At 69.1% G+C, this 25,066-nt stretch carries 17 protein-coding genes; 13 read left to right on the forward strand and 4 right to left on the reverse strand.

Features of this window, described 5'->3' with window-relative positions; all coding sequences use genetic code 11:
• Positions 1 to 14: 14 nt before the first annotated feature.
• Genes AB0F10_RS10365 through AB0F10_RS10380 form a run of 4 tightly spaced genes read left to right on the forward strand, consistent with a single transcriptional unit; the run spans position 15 to position 4,473 of the window.
• Positions 15 to 1,376 carry an extracellular solute-binding protein gene (locus AB0F10_RS10365; protein WP_360622190.1) on the forward strand — a complete coding sequence of 454 codons (1,362 nt, stop codon included), beginning with the start codon at positions 15 to 17 and terminating at the stop codon, positions 1,374 to 1,376.
• A complete protein-coding gene (locus AB0F10_RS10370; protein WP_360622192.1) occupies positions 1,373 to 2,302 on the forward strand; it encodes a sugar ABC transporter permease in 930 nt (309 codons plus the stop codon). Before AB0F10_RS10365 ends, AB0F10_RS10370 begins: the two co-directional genes overlap by 4 nt.
• A gap of 4 nt (positions 2,303 to 2,306) precedes the next feature.
• A complete protein-coding gene (locus AB0F10_RS10375; protein ID WP_360622194.1) occupies positions 2,307 to 3,218 on the forward strand; it encodes a carbohydrate ABC transporter permease in 912 nt (303 codons plus the stop codon).
• Positions 3,219 to 3,246: 28 nt separating this feature from the next.
• Entirely contained in the window at positions 3,247 to 4,473 is a 1,227-nt protein-coding gene (locus AB0F10_RS10380) for a mandelate racemase/muconate lactonizing enzyme family protein (RefSeq protein ID WP_360622196.1), read from the forward strand.
• Here the strand turns inward: AB0F10_RS10380 and AB0F10_RS10385 are convergent.
• The gene (locus tag AB0F10_RS10385) at positions 4,421 to 5,104 is read right to left on the reverse strand and encodes an FCD domain-containing protein (RefSeq protein WP_360622198.1); all 684 of its coding nucleotides are present in this window, start codon (positions 5,102 to 5,104) and stop codon (positions 4,421 to 4,423) included. The two genes, AB0F10_RS10380 and AB0F10_RS10385, sit on opposite strands and share 53 nt — an antisense overlap.
• Positions 5,105 to 5,279: 175 nt before the next feature.
• Positions 5,280 to 6,866, reverse strand: coding sequence for a glycoside hydrolase family 44 protein (locus tag AB0F10_RS10390; protein WP_360622201.1), 1,587 nt, complete (start codon positions 6,864 to 6,866; stop codon positions 5,280 to 5,282).
• Positions 6,867 to 7,329: 463 nt separating this feature from the next.
• On the opposite strand from AB0F10_RS10390, the gene AB0F10_RS10395 reads away from it, so the two are divergent.
• The 6 genes from AB0F10_RS10395 (at position 7,330) to AB0F10_RS10420 (ending at position 18,855) form a co-directional block, all read left to right on the forward strand.
• On the forward strand, positions 7,330 to 9,030 hold the full coding sequence (locus tag AB0F10_RS10395) for a family 43 glycosylhydrolase (RefSeq protein WP_360622260.1): 1,701 nt from the start codon (positions 7,330 to 7,332) through the stop codon (positions 9,028 to 9,030).
• 148 nt (positions 9,031 to 9,178) lie between these two features.
• The gene (locus tag AB0F10_RS10400; RefSeq protein WP_360622203.1) at positions 9,179 to 10,666 is read left to right on the forward strand and encodes an arabinofuranosidase catalytic domain-containing protein; all 1,488 of its coding nucleotides are present in this window, start codon (positions 9,179 to 9,181) and stop codon (positions 10,664 to 10,666) included.
• A gap of 464 nt (positions 10,667 to 11,130) precedes the next feature.
• Positions 11,131 to 13,551: a ricin-type beta-trefoil lectin domain protein gene (locus AB0F10_RS10405; RefSeq protein WP_360622205.1), complete on the forward strand. Its 2,421-nt coding sequence runs from the start codon at positions 11,131 to 11,133 to the stop codon at positions 13,549 to 13,551.
• Positions 13,536 to 16,232, forward strand: coding sequence for a ricin-type beta-trefoil lectin domain protein (locus AB0F10_RS10410; protein ID WP_360622207.1), 2,697 nt, complete (start codon positions 13,536 to 13,538; stop codon positions 16,230 to 16,232). Before AB0F10_RS10405 ends, AB0F10_RS10410 begins: the two co-directional genes overlap by 16 nt.
• 25 nt (positions 16,233 to 16,257) lie before the next feature.
• Positions 16,258 to 17,664, forward strand: coding sequence for an endo-1,4-beta-xylanase (locus AB0F10_RS10415; RefSeq protein ID WP_360622209.1), 1,407 nt, complete (start codon positions 16,258 to 16,260; stop codon positions 17,662 to 17,664).
• Between the two features lie 147 nt (positions 17,665 to 17,811).
• Entirely contained in the window at positions 17,812 to 18,855 is a 1,044-nt protein-coding gene (locus AB0F10_RS10420; protein ID WP_360622262.1) for an NAD(P)-dependent alcohol dehydrogenase, read from the forward strand.
• 81 nt (positions 18,856 to 18,936) lie between these two features.
• On the opposite strand, the gene AB0F10_RS10425 is transcribed toward AB0F10_RS10420, so the two are convergent.
• Both AB0F10_RS10425 and AB0F10_RS10430 read right to left on the reverse strand, forming a co-directional pair.
• On the reverse strand, positions 18,937 to 20,739 hold the full coding sequence (locus tag AB0F10_RS10425) for an RICIN domain-containing protein (protein WP_360622211.1): 1,803 nt from the start codon (positions 20,737 to 20,739) through the stop codon (positions 18,937 to 18,939).
• A 75-nt stretch (positions 20,740 to 20,814) separates the two neighbouring features.
• A complete protein-coding gene (locus tag AB0F10_RS10430; RefSeq protein ID WP_360622213.1) occupies positions 20,815 to 21,825 on the reverse strand; it encodes a LacI family DNA-binding transcriptional regulator in 1,011 nt (336 codons plus the stop codon).
• A 242-nt stretch (positions 21,826 to 22,067) separates the two neighbouring features.
• Between AB0F10_RS10430 and AB0F10_RS10435 the strand changes: the two genes are divergently transcribed.
• Genes AB0F10_RS10435 through AB0F10_RS10445 form a run of 3 tightly spaced genes read left to right on the forward strand, consistent with a single transcriptional unit; the run spans position 22,068 to position 25,065 of the window.
• Positions 22,068 to 23,324, forward strand: a complete 1,257-nt coding sequence (locus AB0F10_RS10435; protein WP_360622215.1) for an extracellular solute-binding protein — start codon at positions 22,068 to 22,070, stop codon at positions 23,322 to 23,324.
• A complete protein-coding gene (locus AB0F10_RS10440) occupies positions 23,321 to 24,259 on the forward strand; it encodes a sugar ABC transporter permease (protein WP_360622217.1) in 939 nt (312 codons plus the stop codon). The genes AB0F10_RS10435 and AB0F10_RS10440 overlap by 4 nt, the downstream gene beginning before the upstream one ends.
• A complete protein-coding gene (locus AB0F10_RS10445) occupies positions 24,256 to 25,065 on the forward strand; it encodes a carbohydrate ABC transporter permease (RefSeq protein WP_360622219.1) in 810 nt (269 codons plus the stop codon). Before AB0F10_RS10440 ends, AB0F10_RS10445 begins: the two co-directional genes overlap by 4 nt.
• Position 25,066 lies beyond the last annotated feature (1 nt).

Consider the following 25,066-nt stretch of genomic DNA (forward strand, 5'->3'; position numbering starts at 1 on the left):
CGAAGGGCAGCCACATGGTCCGTTCCAGACGTACCCCGTACCTCAGATCCCTCCTGGCTGCCCTCGGCGGCGCCGGGGCCATCACTCTCGCCCTGGCCGGCTGCGGCGCAGAGGGCGGAACCACCGCCGGCTCCTACGGATTTCCCCAGGCCGGGCAGGACGACAAGGCCACCATCACGGTCTGGGTCGACGCTGATCGCACGAAGGCCGCCGACGCCTTCAAGAAGGCTCATCCCGAGGTGCCGATCCAGGTCGTGACCTACGACGGCTCGGCGAACGGCTCCAACTCCTTCCGCACCAAGATCCAGCTGTTCGACCGTGCCCAGAGCGGCTGGCCCGACGTGGTGTTCTCGACCCAGAACAACGACGCGGCCTGGGCCAGCCAGAAGAGCAACGGCAAACAGGCGTTCGCCGCCGTCCTCAGCGAGGGACTCGTTCCGAAGGAGACGCTCGACGACTTCACCGCGGGCGCGTTGAACCCCTGTACCGTCGAGGGCAAGGTCTACTGCCTGCGCAACGACCTCGCCCAGGTGGTGCTCTGGTACGACAAGGTCCTGCTGGACGAGTACGGCTACCAGGTTCCGGCGACCTGGCAGGAGTACCAGGCGCTCGGCGAGAAGGCCGCCCGGGAACACCCCGGCACGATCGTGGGCACCGTGGGCGACGCCTGGACGCCGGAGGTCTACTTCTGGGGCAGCAAGTGCCAGGCCAACGACATCACCGGTCCGACGACGGTCACGGTCAACACCACGACGCCGCAGTGCCGGCGCGCGGCCGCCATGCTCGACACCCTGATCAAGAACGGCACCACGCCCAACATCAGCGTCTTCACGCCCGAGTTCGTCAAGAAGTACTCCGGCAAGGTGCTGATGATGCCCGGCCCGGCCTGGTATGCGGGGGCCATCTTCAACAATCCGCAGTCCCTCAAGGTGCCGGCCGGTCAGCTCGGGGTTGCCGCACCGCCGGCCTGGCAGGGTGAGGAGGCCGTGACCGGGAACGTGGGCGGCGGCACCTGGTTCGTCAGCAGCCACTCGAAGAACCTCAAGGCCGCCGAGAGTTTCGTCCGGTTCGCCACCACGGCCGACGAGTACCAGGTCGAGCTCGCCCCCGGTTATCCGGCGCACGCGCCGGCCGCCGACAGGTGGGTGAAGAAGCAGGAGTCGAGCGGCTACTACGCGACCGATCTGCAGGCGGTGGTCAAGGCCGGCACGTCGATCTGGAGCGGCTGGGGCGCCGGGACCTTCAGCCAGGAGGCCATCTGGGCAAAGACGATGACCCCGGCGATCGCCGACGGCAAGAGCCTGGTCACCATGCTTCCGCAATGGCAGGAGGCGATCAGGAATCAGGCACAGGTCGCCGGGTACACGGTCGGATGACGATGGTCGGCGCCGCCCCCGCGGCGACCCTGGTGAAGGACCGGGCGGCCGACCGGCCGCCCGCGCGCCGCGGCAACGCGATGAGCTACGGCTTCGTCTCGGTGTACGCGGTGCTCGCGCTGGCCTTCGGCCTTCTCCCCGCCCTCTACGCCTGCTATCTCGCCTTCACCGACGGCGAGGGCCGCTTCGCGGGATCGGCCAACTTCAGCAAGGTCGTCGGCGACTTCCGCTTCTGGCCCGCGGTCCGGCACGTGGCGCTCTACCTCGTCTGCTGGCTGGTCGCCCTGGTGGTGCTGGTGACCCTGCTGGCCGTCATCGTCCACACCATCAGGGTGCGCTGGCTCAGCCGGACCCTGCGGTCGGTGTTCTACCTGCCCGGCGCCCTGGCCGGCGCGTCCAGCGTGCTGCTGTGGTTGTTCGTCCTCGACCCGACGGCCAGCCCGGTGGGCGGCCTGCTCCGGCTGCTGGGCTTCGACAGCTTCGTGCAGGTCATCGCGCCGGGAAACCTGCCGGTGATCTTCGCGGTGGTTGCCTTCTGGACCGGCGCCGGCGCCTGGATCGTGATCATGTACGGGGCTCTCAACAACATCAGCGCCGACGTCATCGAGGCGGCCCGGGTGGACGGCGCCAACGTCGTCCAGATCGCCTGGCGGATCCAGCTGCCGATGCTGCGAAAGTGGATCTCGTACATGTGCATCATGTCGCTCGCCGCCGGCACCCAGCTGTTCGTCGAGCCGCAGCTGCTCTCCCAGGCCAGCAACGCGGTCGTGCCCAACGACTACTCGCTCAACCAGCTCGCCTACCAGTACGCGTTCCAGCAGAACGACTTCAACGCAGCGGCGGCGATCTCCCTGCTCCTGCTCGTCGTCGCGCTCGCGCTGTCAGCCGTCTTCGTGACGCGCGGCGGCCTGTTCGAGCGGGACTGAATCGATGACCGACGTGGACATCGACGCCCCCTCGTCCCGGCGACCCGGCGTCAGCGGCTGGCGCGGCCGGACGATCGTCACCCTCATCGTGACGGTCTTCGTGCTGTTCTTCGCCATCCCGCTGGTCTGGCTGCTGCTCGCCACGACCAAATCCGCGCGCGGCCTGATCGTCGGCAACCCGTTCGCGCCCGGCAGCGCCGGCGACCTGTCCGCCAACTGGAGCCGGCTGTTCAGCTTCCAGGACGGCGCGGTCACCACCTGGATGACGAACTCGGCGCTGTACGCCCTGGGCGCGCTCGTCATCACCCTTGTCGCCGGCATCCCGGCGGGCTATGCCCTCGCCCTGACTGAGTTCCGCTTCCGGCGGCTGCTGCTGGCGCTGACCCTGGTCGTGATGCTGATACCGAATACCGCGCTCGTCCTGCCGATCTTCCTCGAGCTCAACGTGGTGGGCCTGATCGGCAGTCCGCTGTCGGTGATCCTGCCGATGTCCTTCTTCCCGTTCGGCGTGTACCTGACGTACATCTACTTCTCCACCAGCATTCCGCGCGACCTGCTCGCCGCGGCCCGGATCGACGGATGCCGGGAGTTCCAGGTGTTCACCAGGATCGCCCTGCCGCTGGCCGCGCCGGTCGTGGCCCTGGTGGCGTTCTTCAGCTTCGTGCAGAACTGGAACAACTTCTTCCTGCCCTTCGTGATGCTGCCCTCCAGCGACGGCTATCCGGTCCAGGTCGGACTGACCTCGCTGCTCGCCTCGACCCCGGCGTTCAATCCCAGTTCGGCCGGGTCGCAGTCGGTGCAGTTGCCGACGCTGGCCCTGGCGACGGTGGTGTCGGTGCTGCCGGTGCTCATCGTCTTCCTCGTGTCCCAGCGGTTCCTGGTCGCCGGCATGACCGCCGGCGGTACCAAGGAGTGAGCCCCATTTCATCGGACGAGGAGCCACCATGAAAATCACCGGCTACCGCAGCCTGCTGACCGAGTACGACTGGGGCCGGCTGACCGGCGACGCCAACGGCGTGATGCCCGAGCCGCGCACGCAGGTCCACGTGCTGGTCGTCGAGACCGACGACGGGCTCGAGGGTATCGGTGTCGGCGCGCACGGCGACATCGACCGGGTCTTCGGCGCCGTCGAGGGCGAGGACCCGCGGGCCGTCACCGCGCTCTACGATCGCATGCTGAGCTGGGTTTTCAAGACCGGCCATGCCGGTGCGGCGTTCGGTGCGATCGGCGCCGTCGACATGGCGCTCTGGGACCTCAAGGCGAAGGCCGCCGGCGAGCCGCTCTGGCGCACCCTCGGCGGGCTGGACCGGTTCGTGCCGGGCTACGCCTCCGGCCTGGACATCGCCCTCGACGACGACGCGCTGGTGCGCCTGTACGAGCGCTACGCGGAGCACGGCTTCAGCTCGGCCAAGCTCAAGGGCGGCCACGACGTCACCCACGACCTGCGCCGGCTGGTGGCGGTCCGCGACGTCCTGAGCCGCAACTCGGCCCACCCGGCGCTGATGCTCGACGCCAACGAGTCCTGGAGCCGCACGCAGGCGGTCCGCTTCGTGAGCGAACTGGAGCGTACCGTCGATCTCACCTGGATCGAGGAACCGGTGCGCCGATGGGACACGGCGGGCCTGGCCTCGGTGCGACAGCACGTCCGCGCGGGCGTGGCGACCGGCGAGAACCTCACCGGCCTGGAGCAGTACCGGCCGTTGTTCGACGCCGACGCCGTCGACATCGTCCAGGTCGGCAACGTCTGGGGCATCACGCACTTCCTGCGGGTGGCCGCGGTCGCGCACAGCCGCGACCTCCCGGTGAGCCCGGTGGCCTATCACGCCAACCCGGTGGCGCACGCCGCGGCCGCGGTCCCGAACCATCTCTGCTTCGAGGTTCAGCACCTCGACGCTCCCATCGGGCTCGAGATCGACCAACAGGTGATGGACGGCGGAATCGTCCTCGGCGACGAGCCGGGCATCGGCATCCGGGTGGACCAGGAGCGGATCGCCGCGGTCCGGGCGGTCGACCCGGTGGCCGGCAGCCCCGGGCCGCACATCCGCCCGGGGCGCGCCGGGCTGCGGCTGGTTGCCGACACCCGGTGGGTGACCACGATCGGCGAGGCCGCGGCGGGAGCTACGGGGCGTCCTCCTGCGGTGCTGCCGGGCGACGCCGATGCCAGGATTTGACGATGTGGTCACGCATCTCCCGCTCCGCCCCGGCGACGTCGTGCCGGGCGATGGCATCGACCACCCGGCCGTGCTCCTCGAGGGTCGACTCGAACGCTCCCTCGTAGCCGAGTCCGTGATACCGGTTGCTCTCCAGCGCGCGACGGTACAGACGTTTGGTGATGTTCTCCGCCAGCCGGTTGCCGGAGATCTCCATGACCGTGAAGTGGAAGACCACATCCTCCTGCCGGAAGGCGTCGCTCTCCTGCCGCATCTCGCGCATGCCGTCCAGCACGTGCTCGATGCGTGACAGTTCCTCCTTGGTGTGACGGGCGGCGACCGCGCCGGCCATGGCCGATTCCAGGCTGCCCCGGACGATCGTGAGCTCGTCGAGGATGCTCAGCGAATCGTCGTTCTCGATGAGGGCGGAGAGGATGCTGAGATCCAGCATGTTCCACGACCCGGACCGGGCGACCTGGGTGCCGCGGCCCTGGGTGACGACGATCAGCCCCTTCTCCTCCAGCCGTTTCACCGACTCACGGATCACGGTGCGGCTCACCCCGAAGTGCTCGCTCAGCGGACCTTCGGGGGGCAGCAGGCCGCCTTCCGGGATCTGGCCCGTGACGATGAGCTCGACAAGCTCGTTCGTCACCGCGACACCTAGGCGTTCGGAGCGGCGTCGGGGAGGAAACGCGAACTGCTCGGGCGGGGCGGCCATGACCGCAATATACGTGGCCTGAGCCGTGCGGGGCGCTCCGCTGCGAGCCCGCGCGGCCGAGGCGGAGGTCCACCGCGACGCCCGCCGCGACCGGGCCGGCTGCCGGGCGTCAACGTCGCGGGAGAACCAGCAGCGTGATGGAGTTCGCCGGGTACGTCGCATCGATGGTGCGCCGGTGCACCGCGAGGTCCTCGCCGCGGACGATCGACGTGAGATCGGCCGGGCTGTAGGTGAACCGCTGGGCCGTGCCGTCGCCGGGGAAGCCGTCGACCGACAGCGGTGCCGGCAGGTCGCCGTCCGTCTTGTTGATGATCATGAGGGTCAGTGCCTTGTCGGCGGAGCGCTGCGCGGCGTAGACGGCCAGCCGGCCCTGATCGCTGCTGGCGGACGAGACGCTCACGTCGCCGAAGCGACCCCCCGCGCGGTCGTAGTCGCGGTACATCCGGAACGCGTAGGCGCCGGGTTGCTCCGGCTGGGGTTCGCCCCAGATGGTGGCGAGATCGAGACCCTCGCGCCCGAAGATTCCGAGAACCTCGGCCTGCGCCAGCGCGCCGTTGATGTCGTTCAGCGCACCCCAGTTGTATTCGGTGATGGCGACCTTGGTGCCGGGGTAGTACTGCGCGACCCACGCCTTCATCGTGCGGATGAACTGCAGCGGCGGCGCGTTGACGCCGCTCGGGCCGATCCAGGACTCCTCGACGTAGGTGGGATCCCACAGCGAACGGGTGGACCGCAGCCGCAGCGCGTCGGACTCGGGGTCGGTGCCACCGCCGATCTGCGGGTAGTAGTGCTGGTCGAAGTAGTTGAGCGTGCGCAGGCCGCCGTGGGCGTCGCTGAAGCCCTTCATGTTCTTCAGGTACCACTGCGAGAGGTTGAGGCCGCCGTGTGCCGCCGCGTCGGCACCCGGCCCGCACCCGTCCAGCCCGGACGCGACCCATTCGCAGTAACCCCAGCCCGAGGGGCCGAGCACCGCCGCGCTCGGGTCGGCCGCCTTGATCGCCGCGGCGGTCGCCGTGCTCTTGGCGCCCAACTCGTCGTACGACACCGCCTCGGGGTGCACGTCGCGGTGCGTGGAGCTCCACAGCACCGGCTCGTTGTCGAGCTCGTAGATCCGCACACCGCCGTGGTTCGCGGCGCCGAACTGGCTCACCAGGTGCGACACCATGTCACCGGCGAAGGACGCGTCGACCCGGACCGAGGTGTCGGCCGGATCCGCGCCGGTGAGGTTCGCACCGTCGAGCTTGCCGTTGCCGCAGTTGGCGTCCCACTGGTCGAACCCGTCCTGCGCCGGGAAACGGGTCGCCGGGAAGCCGCAGGCGAAGGGGTGTGACGAGGGCGAGTCCTTGGCCACCCAGCCGATCATCGGCACGGCGACGACCTGTTTGGTGCCGCGGTCCCGGTTGGTCTTGACGAACGACTCCACCGTGTTGTCCGGTCCGGCGACGATGTTCTCGAAGTACCAGTCGCTGCCGGTGTTGTAGGTGTGGTTCGTGAAGTTGTAGCGGCTGCTCGCATTGCCGCCCCAGCGTGCGACCGGCATGCCGATCTCCGCGGCGAACGCCGGATCGGCTCCGTTCAGGCCGTAGATGTCCGCACTGATCGGATGCCGGGCGCCGGCGGCGTTCACCGACAGCGTCAGCCCGGCGGCTGCTGCGGCCGGGCCCGGCAGGGCCTCGGCGGCCGAGGTGGCCGCCACGAGTGACACCACGACACCGATGGCCGTGGCCGATCGAGACCTGCGCCGCCGTCGAGGACCCATCACGTCTCCCGCTGTCGATCGAATGATAGATGCCGGTCAATGGAAAGAGTGACCGCCCGCCGCGCGGGAGTCAAGCGGCGCGAGCAATGCCGCCGACGGAGATTGGGACGAACCGGCGAAGTGAAAACTGTTACGAATCCAGTGGTGAGGGGTTGTCCGGCGAATTCGTGAAGATGAACGGAGAGAAAGCGTTATGGGCGCCGGTCAGTAGGAGTCGTGTCGTCGGAAACTAGCCTGGCGGTCGGCCCGCAAGCCGTCCTGAGCAGTCATCTTGCCGCCCGTTCCAGGCGAGGCAAGCCATTGATAGATTTCCTTCCTTGAATGTCAGGCAATACTCTGGCAATCTCGCGACATGGGTTGTTAACGTTCTCATGCCGCGCTCGAAAGGGGCACCGTGAAACTGCGCATCCTCGCCCTCATCCTGCCGGCCCTCGCCGTGCTCTCCCTGATTCCGGTGCCGGCTCGGGCCGACAACCCGATCGTCCAGACCATCTACACCGCCGACCCGGCGCCGCTGGTTTACAACAACCGCGTCTACCTCTACACCGGGCACGACGAGGACAACTCCACGTACTTCACGATGAAGGAGTGGCGGGTCTGGTCGTCGGCCGACATGGTCAACTGGACCGACCACGGCTCGCCGCTCGATCTGGCCGACTTCAGCTGGGCCAGTGCCAACGCCTGGGCCGGGCAGACCGTCCACCGCAACGGCAAGTTCTACTGGTACGTGCCGATGACCGTGCGTGCCACCGGCGCGATGGGCATCGGTGTGGCCGTCTCGGACAGCCCGACCGGGCCGTTCACCGACGCGATCGGCCGTCCCCTGGTCAGCAACGGCCAGATCGACCCGACCGTGTTCATCGACGACGACGGCCAGGCCTACCTCTACTGGGGAAACCCCGATCTCTGGTACGTGCGGCTCAACGCCGACATGACCTCGTACTCGGGGAGCCCGGCGAAGATCCAGCTGACCACCGCCGGCTTCGGCACGCGAACCGGGGACGCCAGCCGGCCTACCCTGTTCGAGGAGGGGCCGTGGGTCTACAAGCGTGGCGGCCTCTACTTCCTCGTCTTCGCCGCGAAGTGCTGCTCGGAGTTCATCGCCTACTCAACCGGGACCGGGCCGACCGGGCCGTGGACGTATCGCGGGACGGTCATGGCGACCCAGGGGAGCAGTTTCACCAACCATCCCGGCGTGATCGACTTCAACGGGGGTTCGTACTTCTTCTATCACAACGGCGCGTTGCCCGGCGGCGGCGGATACACCCGCTCGGTCGCGGTGGAGAAGTTCGCCTACCGCTCCGACGGCACGATCCCGACGATCACGATGACCGGCACGGGCGCACCGCAGATCGGCACGCTCGATCCGTACGTCCGCCAGGAGGCCGAGACCATCGCCTGGGAGAGCGGGGTGGAGACGGAGCCCGCCGCCGAGGGCGGCCTGAACGTCGGCTTCATCGACAACGGCGACTACCTGAAGGTCAAGGGGGTCGGCTTCGGCGCCGGCGCGGGTTCGTTCACGGCCCGGGTGGCGTCCGGCGCGAGCGGCGGCAAGGTGGAGGTGCGCCTGGACAGCGCGACCGGCACCCTCGCCGGCACCTGCACGGTCGCCGGCACCGGCGGCTGGCAGGCGTGGACGTCGGTGACCTGCCCGGTCAGCGGCGCCGCCGGGACCCACGACCTGTATCTGCGGTTCACCGGCGGCAGCGGTCATCTGATGAACCTCAACTGGTGGCAGTTCACCGCGGCCGGCGACCCGACGACCGAGCCGCCGCCGCCGTCGACGTCGCCGCCGGTACCCACCGGTGGTTGCAGCGCCGATTACCGCACGACCAACACCTGGTCGGGAGGGTTCCAGGGGGAGGTGACCGTGACCGCCGGCAGCGCGGCGATCGGAGGCTGGACGGTCCGGTGGCCGCTGGGCAGCGGCCAGACGATCGGTCAGGCGTGGAACGGCACGCTGGTCAGCGGGGCGTCGACCGCGGCCGTGAGCAACGCGTCGTGGAACGGGGCACTCGGTGCCGGCGCCTCCACCACGTTCGGGTTCCTCGCCTCGGGCCCGCCCGCCACGCCGGTGATGAGCTGCGCCGTGTCTCCGTGAGGCCGGTGCGCAGAGGGGAACGAAGGGGAACCCGGGTGCCGCCGGAGAGATCCCGGCGGCACCCGGGGCGTGGATCGCCCGGGCCGTCCGCCGGCGCCTGGCGCGCCGCCCGGAGCCGGTAGGCACATCTCAACCGCAAGGAGCCGACATGACCGTCACCCAGCACTCGGCGTCCCGGCGAAGGCGCCTGTTCGTCACCACCGTCCTGAGCCTGATGCTGGCCGGTACGCTCGCCGCCGCCACCGGCGGTGCCGCGTCCGCAGCCGTCGTCGGCACGCCCACCCGGATCACCGGGGCCCAGTCCGGCCGGTGCCTCGACATCCCCGGCTCGAGCACGGCGAACGGCGCACAGGCGCAGCTGAACGACTGCACCGGAGCCGCCAACCAGTCCTGGACGTACACCAGCACCCAGCAGCTGACCGTCTACGGCAACAAATGCCTGGACGCGTCCGGCCGCGGCACCAGCAACGGGACCGCCGTGGTGATCTGGGACTGCAACGGCCAGACCAACCAGCAGTGGACCATCAACGGCGACGGCACGATCGTCGGTGTCCAATCCGGACTCTGCCTCGACGCCAACGGTGCGGGCACCGCCAACGGCACCAAGATCATTCTCTGGTCCTGCAACGGCCAGGCCAACCAGCGCTGGACGCAGACCACCACCTCGACCCCGACCGGGGCGCCGTGCGACATCTACGCCGCCGGCGGAACGCCCTGCGTGGCGGCGCACAGCACCGTGCGCGCGCTGTACGGGTCGTACCGCGGAAACCTATACCAGGTCCGGCGCGGCTCGGACAGCGCGACCAGAAACATCGCCACCCTGAGCGGCGGTGCGGCCGACGCCGCCGCCCAGGACGCCTTCTGCTCCGGCGCCACCTGTGTGATCACCGTCGTCTACGACCAGTCCGGGCGCGGCAACGACCTGTGGTACCAGGGGTCGTCGGCCGTACCGGGGTCGCCGCAGAGCAGCCCGGCGCGCGCCACGACGGAATCGCTGACCGTCGGCGGGAGCAAGGCGTACTCGCTCTACATCAACCCGGGCAACAGCTACTGGCGCGACGGGCACGCGACCGGCGTTCCCACCGGCAGCGCACCCGAGGCCGCGTACATGGTTACCAGCGGCACACACGTCAACAGCGGCTGCTGCTTCGATTACGGCAACAGCGAGACCACCAGGAAGGCGGACGCGGCCGGCGCCATGGACGCCATCAACTTCGGCCGGCAGTGCTGGTTCGGCGGCTGCTCGGGAACCGGCCCCTGGGTCCAGGCCGACCTCGAGTGGGGCCTGTTCCCCGGCGGCAGCTCCTCCTGGAACCCCAACCAGCGTGCCTTCACGAGCAAGTTCGTGACGGCGATGCTGAAGAACAACGGCACCTCACGCTTCGCGCTCAAGGGCGGCGACGCCCAGTCGGGCGGTCTCGCGACGCTGTGGGACGGCGCGCTCCCGTCCGGCTACAGCCCGATGCGGAAGCAGGGTGCGATCGTGCTGGGCAGCGGCGGGGACTGCTGTAAGCCGGACGGCGGCGCCAACCAGAGCGCGGGCACCTTCTACGAGGGAGCCATCGTGTCCGGTTACCCCACCGACGCGACCGACAACGCCGTCCAGGCCGCCATCACCGCGGCGGGCTACCGCTGAACGCACGGGTACGTGCCGAGCAACCCGGCACCGTGCCGACAATGCACAGCGTCACCGTGACGAGCCGTGTTTCGCGGCGATGTTAACCTTCACAAGTTTGCGATCCGGATGGGAAGTACGAGCACAGAACTTCTGTCGCTTGGTGAATGCATCAGACGCCGAGAAAGTGTTATGTGAGGCCTGCGGCCGGTGTCGCGGTTCTGTATTACCGACGCCGGCTTCAGGCCGATAAGGGGCCTTTCACGCCCGGTTGCATCCGAAATATGGGCTGCCCTCGATGGCTCACCCGACCCCGTGTGCCCCGATGGGAGCTGGTCCGAGTTCGACCGTTTCAAATCGACGGCCGTCATTTGACTGGAGCGTTGGTTAACGCTAACTTCACGACGACGTAACCCACCTGAGCGGTGATTACGGAAAGTCATGACGGGCACCGCGAGGCGGCCTTGACGGAAGGAACCGACTTCATGACAACGCGAGTGGACCGGCCGGACGACCTGCCGCACCGACCGTGGCGATCTCGCGGCTGGGCCGGCGCAGCGGCTCTGCTGCTGGCGCTCGCCGGCGTGCTGACCGTGCTCCCCGCGCCGGCGCAGGCCGCGACGGCGATCACCGTCAACGGCTCGTCCGGCGGGCGGGTGTTCGACGGCGTCGGCGCGATCAGCGGCGGGGGCGGCAACAGCCGCCTGCTGGTGGACTACCCCGAACCGCAGCGCAGCGACATCCTCGACTACCTCTTCAAGCCCGGCTACGGCGCGGCGATGCAGATCATGAAGGTGGAGATCGGCGGCGACACGAACTCGACGTCCGGGGCGGAGCCGAGTCACGAGCACACCCGGGGCGCGGTGAACTGTGACCGTGGCTACGAGTGGTGGATGATGGGCCAGGCCAAGGCCCGCAACCCGGCCATCAAGCTCGTCGGGTTGTCGTGGGGAGCGCCGGGGTGGATCGGCAACGGCAACTTCTGGTCCAACGACTCGATCGACTACCTGATCGCGTGGCTCGGATGCGCCAGCTCCCACGGCCTGACGATCGACTACCTCGGCGGCTGGAACGAACGCGGCCGCGACCTGAACTGGTACAAGAACCTGCGCTCGGCGCTGAACTCCCGCGGGTACGCCGGCGTGAAGATCGTGGCATCGGACGACTTCGGCTGGGGCTCGGCGGACGACGCGCTGCGCGACCCCGCGTTCGGAGCCGCCGTCTCCGTGTACGGCAGCCACTACGTCTGCGGATACCGCAGCGCGCAGACCAGCTGCCCCAGCTCGGCCAACGCCGTGAACTCCGGCAAGACCCTGTGGGCCAGCGAGAACGGTTCCGACGACTACAACGCCGGCGCGCAGGCCCTGGCCCGCGGCATCAACCGTGACTACATCGACGGCAAGATGACCGCGTACCTGAACTGGCCGGTCATCGCCGCGATCACGCCGAACATCCCCTGGGCCACCACCGGCGTCGCGGTGGCGCCGCAACCCTGGTCCGGCTACTACTCGATCGGCCGCAGCGCCTGGGTCATGGGCCACACGACCCAGTTCACCGCGCCGGGATGGCGGTATCTCGACAGCTCCTCCGGCTACCTCGGCGGTAATCGCAACAACGGCAGCTACGTGTCGCTGAAGGCCCCGAACAACAGCGACTACAGCACCATCATCGAGACGATGGACGCCGGTTCGGCACAGGACCTCCAGTTCAGCGTCGCCGGCGGGCTGTCGACCGGAACCGTGCACGTGTGGTCCACCAACGTCAGGTCGAGCAATGCGGCCGACCACTTCGTCCGGCGCAACGACATCACCCCGTCCAACGGCTCGTACTCCCTGACCGTCCAGCCCGGCTACGTCTACAGCATCACCACCACGACCGGACAGGGAAAGGGCACCGCGACCAGCCCCGCGCAGGGCGTGTTCCCGTTGCCGTACAGCGACGACTTCGACGGCTACCAGACCGGGCGCGAAGCGAAGTACCTGTCGGACCATCAGGGCTCGTTCGAGGTGACCTCGTGCGGGGCCGGTCGTACCGGTCAGTGCGTACGCCAGATGTCGGAGCAGGCGCCGATCTTCTGGACCTCGGGCCACGCCGAGCCGTTCACCCTGCTCGGTGACGTCAACTGGCGCAACTACACCGTCTCCTCCGACGTCATGCTGGAGAAGAGCGGCTACGTCCAGCTCGTCGGCCGAGCCGGCAACTACAACCACGACGGCCCGCAGAACCTCAACGCCTACTACCTGCGAGTCGCCGACAACGGGTCGTGGTCCATCCGCGGCAACAACACCGGCGGCACCCAGCGGACCCTGGCGAGCGGGACCACGGCGGCCCTCGGCACCGGCCGCTGGCACAAGCTGTCCCTCACGCTCAACGGCAACACCCTGACCGCCGCCGTCGACGGCGCCACCCTCGGCAGCGCCTCGGACTCGGCGTTCGTCGCCGGCCAGATCGGTTACGCCACCGGGCAGGGCGTGACGGCCCAGTTCGACAACCTGTCCATCACCCCGGTCGGCACCGGGCCCAGCCCCACCGGTGAGATCCGCGGCGCGGGCTCCAGCCGCTGCCTGGACGTCAACGGGCAGAGCCAGTCCGACGGCGCGACCGTCCAGATCTGGGACTGCAACGGCGGCGCCAACCAGAGCTGGACGGCGACCTCCAGCAACCAACTGACCGTGTACGGCAACAAGTGCCTCGACGCCGCGGCCGCGTCCGCCGGTGCCCAGGTCCGGATCTGGTCCTGCAGCGGTGGGGCCAACCAGCAGTGGCGGATCAACGCCGACGGCACCATCACCGGTGTCCAGTCCGGCCTGTGCCTGGACGTCACCGGCCAGGGGACGGCCAACGGCACGTCCGTCGCGCTGTGGACGTGCAACGGCGGCAGCAACCAGCGATGGATCAGGTCATGATCGGCGGCGTCGGAAGGTCGCTGCTGGCAGCCGCCGTGGCGATCGCCGCCACCTCGCTGGTCGCGACCGTGACCGCGACGCCCGCCGCGGCCGCGGCCGCGGTCCAGGCGACCTTCTATGTCGCCCCGGACGGCGATGACGGCAACGCGGGATCCATCACGTCACCGTTCCGCACGGTGCAACACGCGCGGGACGTGGTCCGCACGGCGAAGAGCACCATGACCGGTGACATCTACGTCTATCTGCGCGGCGGAAGCTATCCGGTGAACAGCACCATCGAGTTCGGGCCGGGCGACTCCGGCACCGGCGACTACCGGGTTGTCTATGCCGCCTACCCGAACGAGACGCCGGTGCTCGAGGGCGGAGTGCGGGTGACCGGGTGGACCCAGCACAGCGGCAACATCTGGAAGGCCCCGCTGGACCGAGCCGGCAAGCTCCGCGCGCTCTATGTCAACGACAAGCGGGCGGTCATGGCCTCGAAGACGGTGAACTCGCTCGGCTGCTACGGCACCTACGCCATCACCGCCGGGCAGGCCGCGTGGGCGTGGGAATCGGGATCGCAGTGCGCCGGCGCCAAATACAATACGGCCGACTTCCCGGCCATCGCCGCGAATCAGGACGACCTCGAGATCGAGACCGCGACCACCTGGACCTCGGCCATCGTGGGCGTTCGGCAGGTGACCACCGACGGCGGCAACAGGGTGGCGCTGTTCCAGCAGCCGGGCGCGGCGATCGCCCAGGGCTCCTACAACGGCAACGCGCAGGTCGGCGGCGCCCACAAGCTCACGAACGCGTACGAGTTCCTGGACGCGCCGGGCGAGTTCTACTTCGACAAGACCGCCCGGACGGTCTACTACTACAAGACCGCCGCCGAGAACATGTCGACGGCTACGGTCTTCGCACCCGCCGACGTGCCCACCGTGCTGCGGATCGCCGGCGCCTCGACAAGCAGCCACGCGCGCAACCTCACGTTCTCCGGTCTCACGGTGCAGCACTCCGACTGGAACCTCATGAACGTGGCCGGCTCGGTGTTCAAGCAGGCGCAGCAGGGCAATCTCAGCGCGATCGCGTACGCGAAGCAGAACTTCCACGCGTACTACTACCGCAATGTGGATCTGACGCCGGGCATCGTCCAGCTGCAGAACGCCGACGGGATCGTGTTGCAGCGCAACCGGATCCAGCACACCGGGGCCGACGGGATCAGCCTCGTCAACGACGTGCAGAACAGCCGGCTCACCGGCAACTACACCAGCGACGTCGCCGGATCGGCGGTCTCGGTGGGGCATCCGCAGCACGTCTACATCGGCGACTACACGTCGGCCAACCACGAGCGGTTCCCGGCCCAGGTGGAAGGACTCTGCAGGAACATCGAGATCAAGAACAACTATCTGTACGACAGCGCGGTCCTGTTCAACGGGCACAGCCCGATCTCGGCGTACTTCGTCGACACGCTGACGGTGCAGCACAACCGGATCGAGAAGGCGCCCTGGGCCGGCATCACCCTCGGCTGGGGGTGGTGGAACTTCGACGGCTCCGCGGGCTCGATCGCGCCCAACCGGCCCACCACGACGGCGCGGAACAACACCATCAGCCACAACCAGATCGTCGACACGGTGCAGCGTCTCGGTGACACCGCACCCATCTACACGCTCGGCAGCCAGCCGGGCACCACCGTCACCGACAATTACCTGCAGGGCGTTCCGTCCGGCCACAGGTACGGCCTGCATCCGGACGAGGGCTCCGCCTATCTCACCTTCCGCGACAACGTGCTCAGCGTCGACAAGAACGTCACCTGGCTCATCAACTCCGACGACTTCGGCCGCAAGCACGATCTGAGCATCACGCAGACGTACGGGCCGATCAACAAGGTCTCCAACAAGAACCTGCCGAACAGCACGATCCAGGACATCCTCGTCTCGTCCGACTACGTCTGGCCGGCGGCCGCCTACGGCATCGCCGTGAACTCGGGACTGGAAGACTCCTTCCGGGACATCATCCCGCCGGGCAACATTTCCTTGCCGGACTACGTCCTGCCGGCCAGCACGTTCGTCGGCAGCGGGACGTCATCGATCCGGATTCGCGGCACCGGCGACGCGAGCAGAAGGATCTGGCTGGCGCCCTCCGGCACCACGAGCTTCGCCGCCGGGCCGACGATGACCACCGCGGACGGCACCGCGACCTCGATCGCGGTTCCGCCGGCGGCGGGTGACTACCGGCTCTTCGTCCTCGACGCCCAGGGCAATCGATCGGCCGAATCCACGTCGATCGTCCGGCAGCAGGGCGGCGGTCAGCAGAGCGGGCAGATCGTGGGCGGCCAGTCGGCGCGGTGCATCGACGTGCCCGGCGCCACGACCGCCAACGGCACCCAGCTGCAGCTGTGGGACTGCGACGGCAGCGCGAAGCAGCGATGGTCCTACACCACCGGCAGACAGCTGACGGTGTACGGAAACAAGTGCCTGGACGCCTCCGGGAACGGCACGGCGAACGGCACCGCCCTCATCATCTGGGACTGCCATGGCGGGCTCAACCAGCAGTGGAACGTCAACGCCGACGGAACCATCACCAGCGCCCAGTCCGGGCTGTGCGTCGATGCCAGCAACGCCGGCACCGCGAACGGCACCAAGACGATCCTCTGGTCGTGCAACGGCGGCGCGAACCAGCGCTGGACCCTGCGCGGCTGACCGACCTCGAGAAGGAGGAGTACCGATGAGCCAACTGCCGAAACGCCGTAACCACGGTCGCGCCCGACTGCTCGCCGGCGGCTTCCTCGCCGTGGTGACCGTCGTGGCGTCGGTGGCCGTTGCCACCCTCGCCCGTGCCGATCTCAGCGGCCCGCCCGGTACCACGCTGAAGGCGGCCGCCGAGCGCAGCGGTCGCTACTTCGGCGCCGCCATGGGCGGAGACCGGCTCGGCGACGCGGGATTTCTCGCGATAGCGAACCGCGAGTTCGACATGATGACGGCGGTCAACGAGATGAAGCCGGACGCGACCGAGCCCAGCAGCGGCCAGTTCGACTTCCGGGCCGGCGACGCGATCTACAACTGGGCCGTTCAGCACGGCATGCGAGTCCGGGGCCACACCCTGGCCTGGCACGCCCAGCAGCCGAGGTTCTGGGGCAGCCTCAGCGGCGGCAGCCTGCGCGCCGCGATGATCGAGCACATCAACGGCGTCATGGCGCACTACCGGGGCAAGCTCGCCTACTGGGACGTGGTCAACGAGGCCTTCGCCGAGAACGGCAGCCGGCGGTCGTCGAATCTGCAGTCCACCGGAAACGACTGGATCGAGGTGGCGTTCCGGACCGCGCGGGCCGCCGACCCCGGCGTGAAGCTCTGCTACAACGACTACAACATCGAGAACTGGACCTACGCCAAGACGCAGGGCGTCTACAACATGATCCGGGACTTCAAGTCCCGTGGCGTCCCGGTGGACTGCGTCGGTCTGCAGACCCACTTCACCGGCGGCAGCTCGCTGCCGGGCAACTTCCAGCAGACTCTGTCGAGCTTCGCCGCCCTGGGGGTGGACGTGGCGCTGACCGAGGCCGACGTCACCAACGCCTCAACCAGCCAGTACGCCGGGCTGACCCAGGCCTGCGTGAGCGTTCCCCGCTGTGTCGGCATCACGACCTGGGGCGTGCGGGACAGCGACTCCTGGCGCGGGGGCGAGAACCCGCTGCTGTTCGACCGCAACAGCAATCCCAAGGCCGCGTACACGTCCGTTCTCAACGCCCTCAACGCCGCCTCCACCGTGGTGCCGGGGACGAGCACGCCGCCGAGCACCCCGCCCGACACGCCGCCGGGCACCGGGCAGCCGGGCGCCTGCACCGCGACGTTCCGCATGGTCAGCACCTGGGGCGGCGGCTTCCAGGGCGAGGTCACCGTGGCCAACAACGGTTCCGCCGCCATCGACGGCTGGACCGTGCGGCTGACCCTGGCCGCCGGGCAGAGCATCGTCAACGTCTGGAACGGCACCGCCACCGGCACCACCGGCGCCGTCAGCGTCCGGAACGCCGCGTACAACGGCTCCGTCGGCGCGAACGCCTCGACCAGTTTCGGCTTCGTGGCGAACGGAAGCTCCGCCGCGGCCCCCGGTGACCTCTCCTGTACCAGCCCCTGACCGGCGGACGGTCAACCGGGTGCCTGCGCGGCGGAGCGAGCCGGCCCGCCGCGCAGGTGCCGGTGGCCGGGGTCTGCGATCCCTTCGGCCTAGACTTCGGCCGGCTACTGGGGTTCGTACCCCGATTCACCGTCATCGGAGGGCATCATTTCCACCGTCAACGCCATTGCCGCGCCGTCCGCGACCGAGCCGCTCGTGCGCACCACCATCGAGCGCCGCGAGGTCGGCCCGCGTGATGTCCGGATCGAGATCAGCTATGCCGGCATCTGCCACTCCGACATCCACACCGTGCGCGGAGAGTGGGGCAGGGTGCCCTACCCGCTCACCGTCGGTCACGAGATCGTCGGGCATGTCACCGCGGTCGGCGCCGAGGTCACCAGGCACACGATCGGGGACCGGGTCGGCGTCGGCTGCCTGGTCAACTCGTGTCGCGAGTGCGAGAACTGCCGCCTCGGGCAGGAGCAGTACTGCTTGACCGGCAACACCCAGACGTACGGGGCAGTCGACCGCGACGGCACCATCACCCAGGGCGGCTACTCGACGCACGTGGTGGTCGACGAGGACTTCGTGCTGCGCGTGCCGACGGCGATCCCGCACGAGGCCGCCGCGCCGTTGCTGTGCGCGGGCGTGACCACGTATTCGCCGCTGGCGCATTGGAACGCCGGCCCCGGCACGAAGGTCGCCGTCGTCGGCCTGGGTGGCCTCGGCCATATGGCGGTCAAGATCGCCGCGGCGATGGGTGCCGAGGTCACCGTGCTGTCGCAGACCCTGGGCAAGAAGGACGACGGGCTGCGCTTCGGCGCCGGGAGCTACTACGCCACCAGCGACCCGGCGACCTTCGAGGTGCTGAGCAACACCTTCGACCTGATCGTCAACACGGTCAGCGCGCCCATCGACATGTCGGCCTACCTCGGCCTGCTGCGGCTCGACGGCACCCTGGTCAGCGTCGGCGCCCCTCCCGAGCCGCTGGCTGTGCCGGTCTTCGCGCTGTTCGGCAACCGCCGCTCGTTCGCCGGGTCGAGCATCGGCGGCATCGAGGAGACCCAGCGGATGCTCGACTTCTGCGCCGAGCGCGGCATCGCTCCCGAGGTGGAGGTCATCGGCGCCGATGCCGTCAACGACGCCTATGAGCGGGTCCTCGCCTCCGACGTTCGCTACCGGTTCGTCATCGACATCGACTCCTTGCGCTGAGCTGTCCGCCGTGCCCGGCCCGCGATGCGGCCGGGCACGGTCTCACTCGAGGTCTGGCATCTCGCGGCGCGTGTCGCCGGCTCAGCGGCCCCAGAGGCGCCAGGTCTGGTTGAGGGGGCTGCCCTGGCCCGCCGGGTTGCAGGTCCACTGGATGACCGCGGCGTGGGCGGCGGTGGAGACGCCGCTGACGTCCACGCATTTGCCGCTGTGCCGGGCGACCAGCTGGTAGTCGTGGGAGTCGCTGCCGCCGTAGGTCACCCTGCGGAGCGTGAACTGCTGGTTGGTGCCGCCGCCGCAGGACCATTGCCGGATCGCCGTGCCGTCGGCGGTGGAGCCCCCGGCGACTTCGAGGCACTTGCCGGACTGCTGATTGACGACCGTGTACGTGTCGGCTCCGCCGGCGACCGGGCGGAAGTTCCACAGCTGCTGGTCGCCGCCCTCGCAGTAGTACTGCTGCTGCGGGTTGCCGTCGGCGGCGCCGAGGTTGGTGTTGTCGAGGCACTGCTGCGAATGCTGGGCGACCGCCACGGACTGGAAGCTCCCATCCGACGGGGGCAGCAGGGTCACGGTGAAGGTGTCGTCGGCGTTGGTGTGCGCCAGGTTGACGGTGGTGGCGTTGCCGGAGAGGGTGACGACCGCGTTCGTGACCGTGATCGGGCCCGGCACGGCGCCGCCGCCGTTGTACGGGATGCGCTGCACGAGCACGCGTACCTGGTTGTTCTGCACCACGCCGCTGGTGGTGTCGAGGCGTTGCAGGTTGACGGCGATGTTGCCGGTGGTGCCGCCGCCACCGACGAGGACCTTGGCGCCGCCGCCGGTCTTGGTGGCGAAGGCGTCGTAGGCGGGGCTGGGCGTGGTGGAGACGATCTGGCCGGTCTGCGAGCCGTAGAAGCGGTAGACCCACCACTCGCCCTTGGGCTGGTGCTGACCGGCGGAGTTGCGGATCAGCAGGTTGCCGAGGTCGTTGTGCAGGTTGTTGGTGCTGGCCCAGTTGGCGCGTAGCCCGTCGGCGCCGGCGCGTTCGAGCCGGGCGATGTACCAGGAGCCGTCGCCGGGGTTCTGCTCGCTGGTGCCGCCGTATTCGTTGATCTGGTACGGGCGGGGGTGGGCGATGCCGCGGGCGCCGAGCGTGGTGTCGGCCGCGGCGACGTTGGCGACCGGATCGCTGGGCAGGCTGTGCCAGCTGATGATGTCGGGCACGGTGTTGCTGGACCTGACGTAGTCGAGATACTGACCCCACCAGGTGCCGGCGCCGGTGGTGGGCACTCCGGCGAGGCTGGGTCCGACGATGAGCGTGCCGGGCATTTCGGCGCGCAGCCGCTGGTGGGTGCGGCGCCACAGCTCGAAGTACTGCGACTGGGGGCGGTTCCAGAACAGGCCCAGGTTGGGCTCGTTCCAGATGTCCCACTGCACGGTGAGGCCGGCCGCCTTGATGTCGCCGATGAGCCGGGTGAGGAACGCGTCGTAGTCGCTCCAGTCGCCGTTGTCGCCGGGGAAGCGGGAGATCGGGTATCCGTCGGCGCCCCACAGGTCGTGGGGCAGGAGCACGAACTGGCCGCCGAGCGTGGCGGTGCGGCGGGCCTGGGCGAGGGTGGCGTTCCATCGGCGCTGGTAGCGGCCGGAGACCCAGCCGCCGGGTTGATCGAGCTGGGCGCCGCCGGCGCGCATGTAACGGAACTTGACGTCGCGGTAGAAGTGGTCGGCCGGAGCAGAGGCGTCCTCGGTCATGCCGTAGATCCAGCCGGAGGCGCGGTAGGTGGGGGAGCCGCCGGCCACCGAGAAGTTCACGGTGATCGACTCGTTGGCGGCCCGGGCGGGCGCCGCCCCGATCAGGGCCGCGGCGGTGGTCAGGGCGGTGAGGGTGGCGAGGAGTGTGCGTCGCACAGGGAACTCCTTCGGGGTGTGGGGGACCGCGGGGCGAGCCGTGTGCTCGTCCCGGGCGGGGTGCGGGGTGGCGCATTATCGGATCGGTGCCGGTCCGGTGCTTTCGCGCAGCGAGATCGGCGGGGTGAGCAGCAGATGCCGGGGCGGCGCGTCGGGCGTGGCGATGCGCTCCAGGAGCAGATCGACGGCGTGCGTGCCCATCTCGGTGGGCACGTCGGCGGCGGTCAGCGGCGGGCGGAAATCCTCGGCCCAGTGCCGGGCGGCGACGCCGGCGAGGGACATGTCGGCGGGGACGGTGAGGCCGCCGCGTTCCAGGGCGCGCTGGATGCCGGGCAGGGCGGCCTCGTTGATGGTGGCGATCGCGGTGACCTCGGGGTGGTCCTCGCGGAGCCGCTCCAGACAGGCCTCGCCGCTCGGCGCGTCGTCGGCGCAGCAGAGATCGATGCCGGTGAGGCCGCGCTGGGCGACGGCCTCGGTGAAGCCGGCCAGGGCACGCTGGGCCGGCCCGTAGCCGGCGGCGACCAGCTCGGTGGAGCGGTTGATCAGGGCGAGACGGCGGTGGCCGAGGTCGGCCAGGTGGTGCACGCAGCGGGCGATCAGGGTGGCGTAGTCGAGGTCGACCCAGCAGGTGCCGTGCGGATGGGAGGTGTGGCCGATGGTGACGAACGGCAGGCCGGTCTGCTGGAGCCGGGTGACCCGCTCGTCCTCCAGGCGGATCTCCATGAGGATGACGCCGTCGACCCGGCGGCCGCTGACGACCCGCTCGAAGGAGCGGTCGTGGTCGCCGCCGGAGGGGGAGAGCAGCACGTCGAGGTCGGCGCGGGCGGCCGCCTCGACCACGCTGGCGACGAAGCCCAGCTGCATGTCGGTCAGGCGCAGGCTGGCCGGCGGGATGACCAGGCCGAGCGTGCGGGTGCGGCCCTCCTTCAGGGCGCGGGCGGCGGCGTTCGGGCGGTAGTCGAGCTCGTCGATGACGGTTTGGATGCGCCGGCGGGTCTCCTCGGAGACCGTGCGCTTGCCGCTGAGGGCGTACGAGACGGTGCTACGGGACACTCCGGCCCGCCGGGCGATCTCGCCGATGTTCATCTCGCACTCCTCACGAATCGGTTCGTCTCCGCGATCAGCTTGCCGTGGCGCCTCGGCCGACCGGCCGTCGGGGCGGGGAGGTTGGCGAATCGGTTCGACTGGAAGCGTAAAAGTAGCCACTCATCGATGTCAATGGCGTCTTTGATGCGTGCATCCGTAGCTTGACCGGGCAGTCGACGGCCGCCTATGTTCTGTCGAACCGATTCGTCGAACCGATTCTCTCAGCACCGAGGGAGCACCGTATGAAGACATCCGCTCGCAGGCTGGGCTCCGCTCTGATCGCGGTCGCGATCGCCGGTGGCGTGGCCGCCTGCTCGTCCGCCGACTCCTCCGGCGACACCGCACCGGCCGAGGCCGGCGGCGGCGCGTACGCCATCTGGGACCCGTACCCGCAGTTCGATGACGGCTCCGCCTGGGTCAAGCTGCTGACCAGGTGCGGGACCGACGCCGGCGTGACCGTCAAGCGCACCGGATACGACACCACCGACCTGACCAACAAGGCCCTGCTCGCCGCCCAGCAGGACAACTCCCCGGACGTGCTGATCATCGACAACCCGGTGATCTCCACGCTCGCCGAGGCGGGCGCGCTCACCGCCACCGACGAGACCAAGCTCGACACCTCCGCGATGGAGCCCAACCTGCTCGGCGCCGGGCAGATCGGCGGCAAGACCTACGGCGTGCCGATCGGCGCCAACACCCTCGCCCTCTACTACAACAAGGAACTGCTCACCACTGCCGGAGTGGACGTCGCGTCGGTGAAGGACTGGCCGTCGCTGACCGCCGCCCTGCAGAAGGTGAAGGCAAAGGGCAAGAAGGGCATCACCTTCTCCGCGATCGGCACCGAGGAGGGCTCGTTCCAGTTCCTGCCCTGGTTCTGGGGCTCGGGCGCGCAGCTGACCGCGCTGGACTCCCCGCAGGCGGTCTCGGCGCTGACCCTCTGGACCCACTGGCTCGAGCAGGGCTACGCGCCGAACTCGATCATCAACAACACCCAGACCACCAGCTGGCAGGAGTTCGCCGGCGGCGGCTTCGCGTTCGCCGAGAACGGCACGTGGCAACTGGCCAACGCCGAAAAACTCGATTTCCCGTACGGGATCATCCCGGTCCCCGCCGCCACGGGCGGCACGGCGCCCGCACCCACCGGAGGCGAGTTCGTCTCGATCCCGGTGCAGAGCAAGACCGGCCGGTACGCCACGTCGGCGAAGCTGGCGGCCTGCCTGACCAGCCCGGACAACCTGCTCGCCACCGACACCACGCTGTCGTACATCGCGCCGGTAGCGGCCGTACAGGACAAGCAGGTCGCCGCCGACGCGAAGCTGAAGATCTGGGTCGAGGCGGTCAAGGCCGCCAAGGGCCGCACCGGCGACAACCTGGGCACCAGGTATCCGAAGATCTCCGAGCCGATGTGGACGGCGTTCCAGGCGGCGCTGTCGGGCGGCAAGTCGCCGCAGGAGGCGCTGACCGCCGCGCAGAGCACCGCGGTCGCGGCCACCAGATGACTGACGTGATGACCCGCGCCGGGGTGGCCACCGCCGTCCCGGAGCGGGCGCCGCGCCGCAGGTCGGGCCAGTGGGCGGCCTGGGGCTTCCTCACCCCCGTCGTGATCTACCTGGTCGCGTTCTACGCCTGGCCGCTGTACCGCAACCTCGACCTGAGCCTGCACAGGTACACGGTCCGCTCGTTCGTCCAGGGTGGAGCGCCGTTCAGCGGGCTCGACAACTACCGCACGGTCGTCGACGACCCGGCGTTCTGGCCGGCGCTGACGCACACCGTGGTGTTCACCGGTGTATCGCTGGCCTTCCAGTTCGCGATCGGGATGGCGCTGGCGGTCTTCTTCGCCCAGAACTTCCGGCTGTCGGCGACGTTGCGCGCGCTGTTCCTCGTACCCTGGCTGCTGCCTTTGATCGTCAGTTCTTCGACCTGGTCGTGGATGCTCAACAGCGACTCGGGCGTGGTCAACTCGCTGCTCAGGGCGGTCGGCGTCGATCCGGTCAACTGGCTGACCTCGCCGAGCTGGGCCCTGACCAGTGTGATCATCGCGAACATCTGGATCGGCATCCCGTTCAACCTGGTGGTGCTGTACAGCGGGCTGCAGGCGATCCCGGCCGAGCTGTACGAGGCGGCGGCGCTGGACGGCGCCTCGGGCCGGCAACGGTTCTGGCGGATCACCTTCCCGCTGCTCCGCCCGGTATCGGCGATCACCCTGCTGCTGGGGCTGGTCTACACGCTGAAGGTCTTCGACATCATCTGGATCATGACCCGGGGCGGCCCGACCGACGCGTCCACCACGTTCGCCACCTGGTCCTACCGGCTGAGCTTCGGAAACCTGCTGCCCCGGTTCGGGCCCGGCGCCGCGGTCGGCAACCTGCTGATCGTCATGGCGCTGATCTTCGGGCTGCTCTACATCCAGATTCAGCGGCGGTCCAGGTTATGAAGAACCGCGTCAAAACCGGCGTAGCGCTGCTGCTCACCGCGATCATGCTCTTCCCCGTCTACTGGATGGTCAACGTGTCCTTCACCAGGGACACGGACATGCGACACGACCCGCCCTACCTGTTCCCGATCCACGGCACGCTCGAGGGCTACCGGGCCGTGGTGAGCCAGCAGATGCCCTACCTGGGTACCAGCCTGCTCGTCGGCCTGGGCACGGCGGCGCTCACCCTCGTCCTGTCCGCCCCGGCCGGATATTCCCTGGCCAAGCTGCGGCCGCGCGGCGGGGGAGTGCTCAGCTTCGTGCTGCTGATGGCCCAGATGATCCCCGGCGTCATCATGGCGATGGGCTTCTACGCCATCTACCTGCGCCTCGGCGTGCTCAACAACGCGGCCGGCCTGGTGCTGGCCGACTCCACGATCGCGGTGCCGTTCGGGGTGCTGATCTTCACCGCGTTCATGTCCGGCATCCCCGACGAGCTGATCAACGCGGCCCGCGTCGACGGTGCGGGCACCTTGCGAACGTTCCGGTCGGTGGTCCTGCCCGTCAGCCGCAACGCCGTCGTCACCGTGAGCCTGTTCGCCTTCCTGTGGTCCTGGTCCGACTTCGCCTTCGCCACCATCCTCGACGGCGGCGGCGCCCACCGGCCCATCACCCTCGGCATCTACCACTACATCGGCAACAACAACCAGCAATGGAACGCGATCATGGCCACCGCCGTCATCGCCTCCATCCCCGCGACGCTGCTACTCATCCTGGCGCAGCGCTACGTCGCCGCCGGTATCACCACCGGCGCCGTCAAGGACTGAG

The organism is Actinoplanes sp. NPDC026623 (assembly GCF_040638275.1).
Classification (GTDB): Bacteria; Actinomycetota; Actinomycetes; order Mycobacteriales; family Micromonosporaceae; genus Actinoplanes.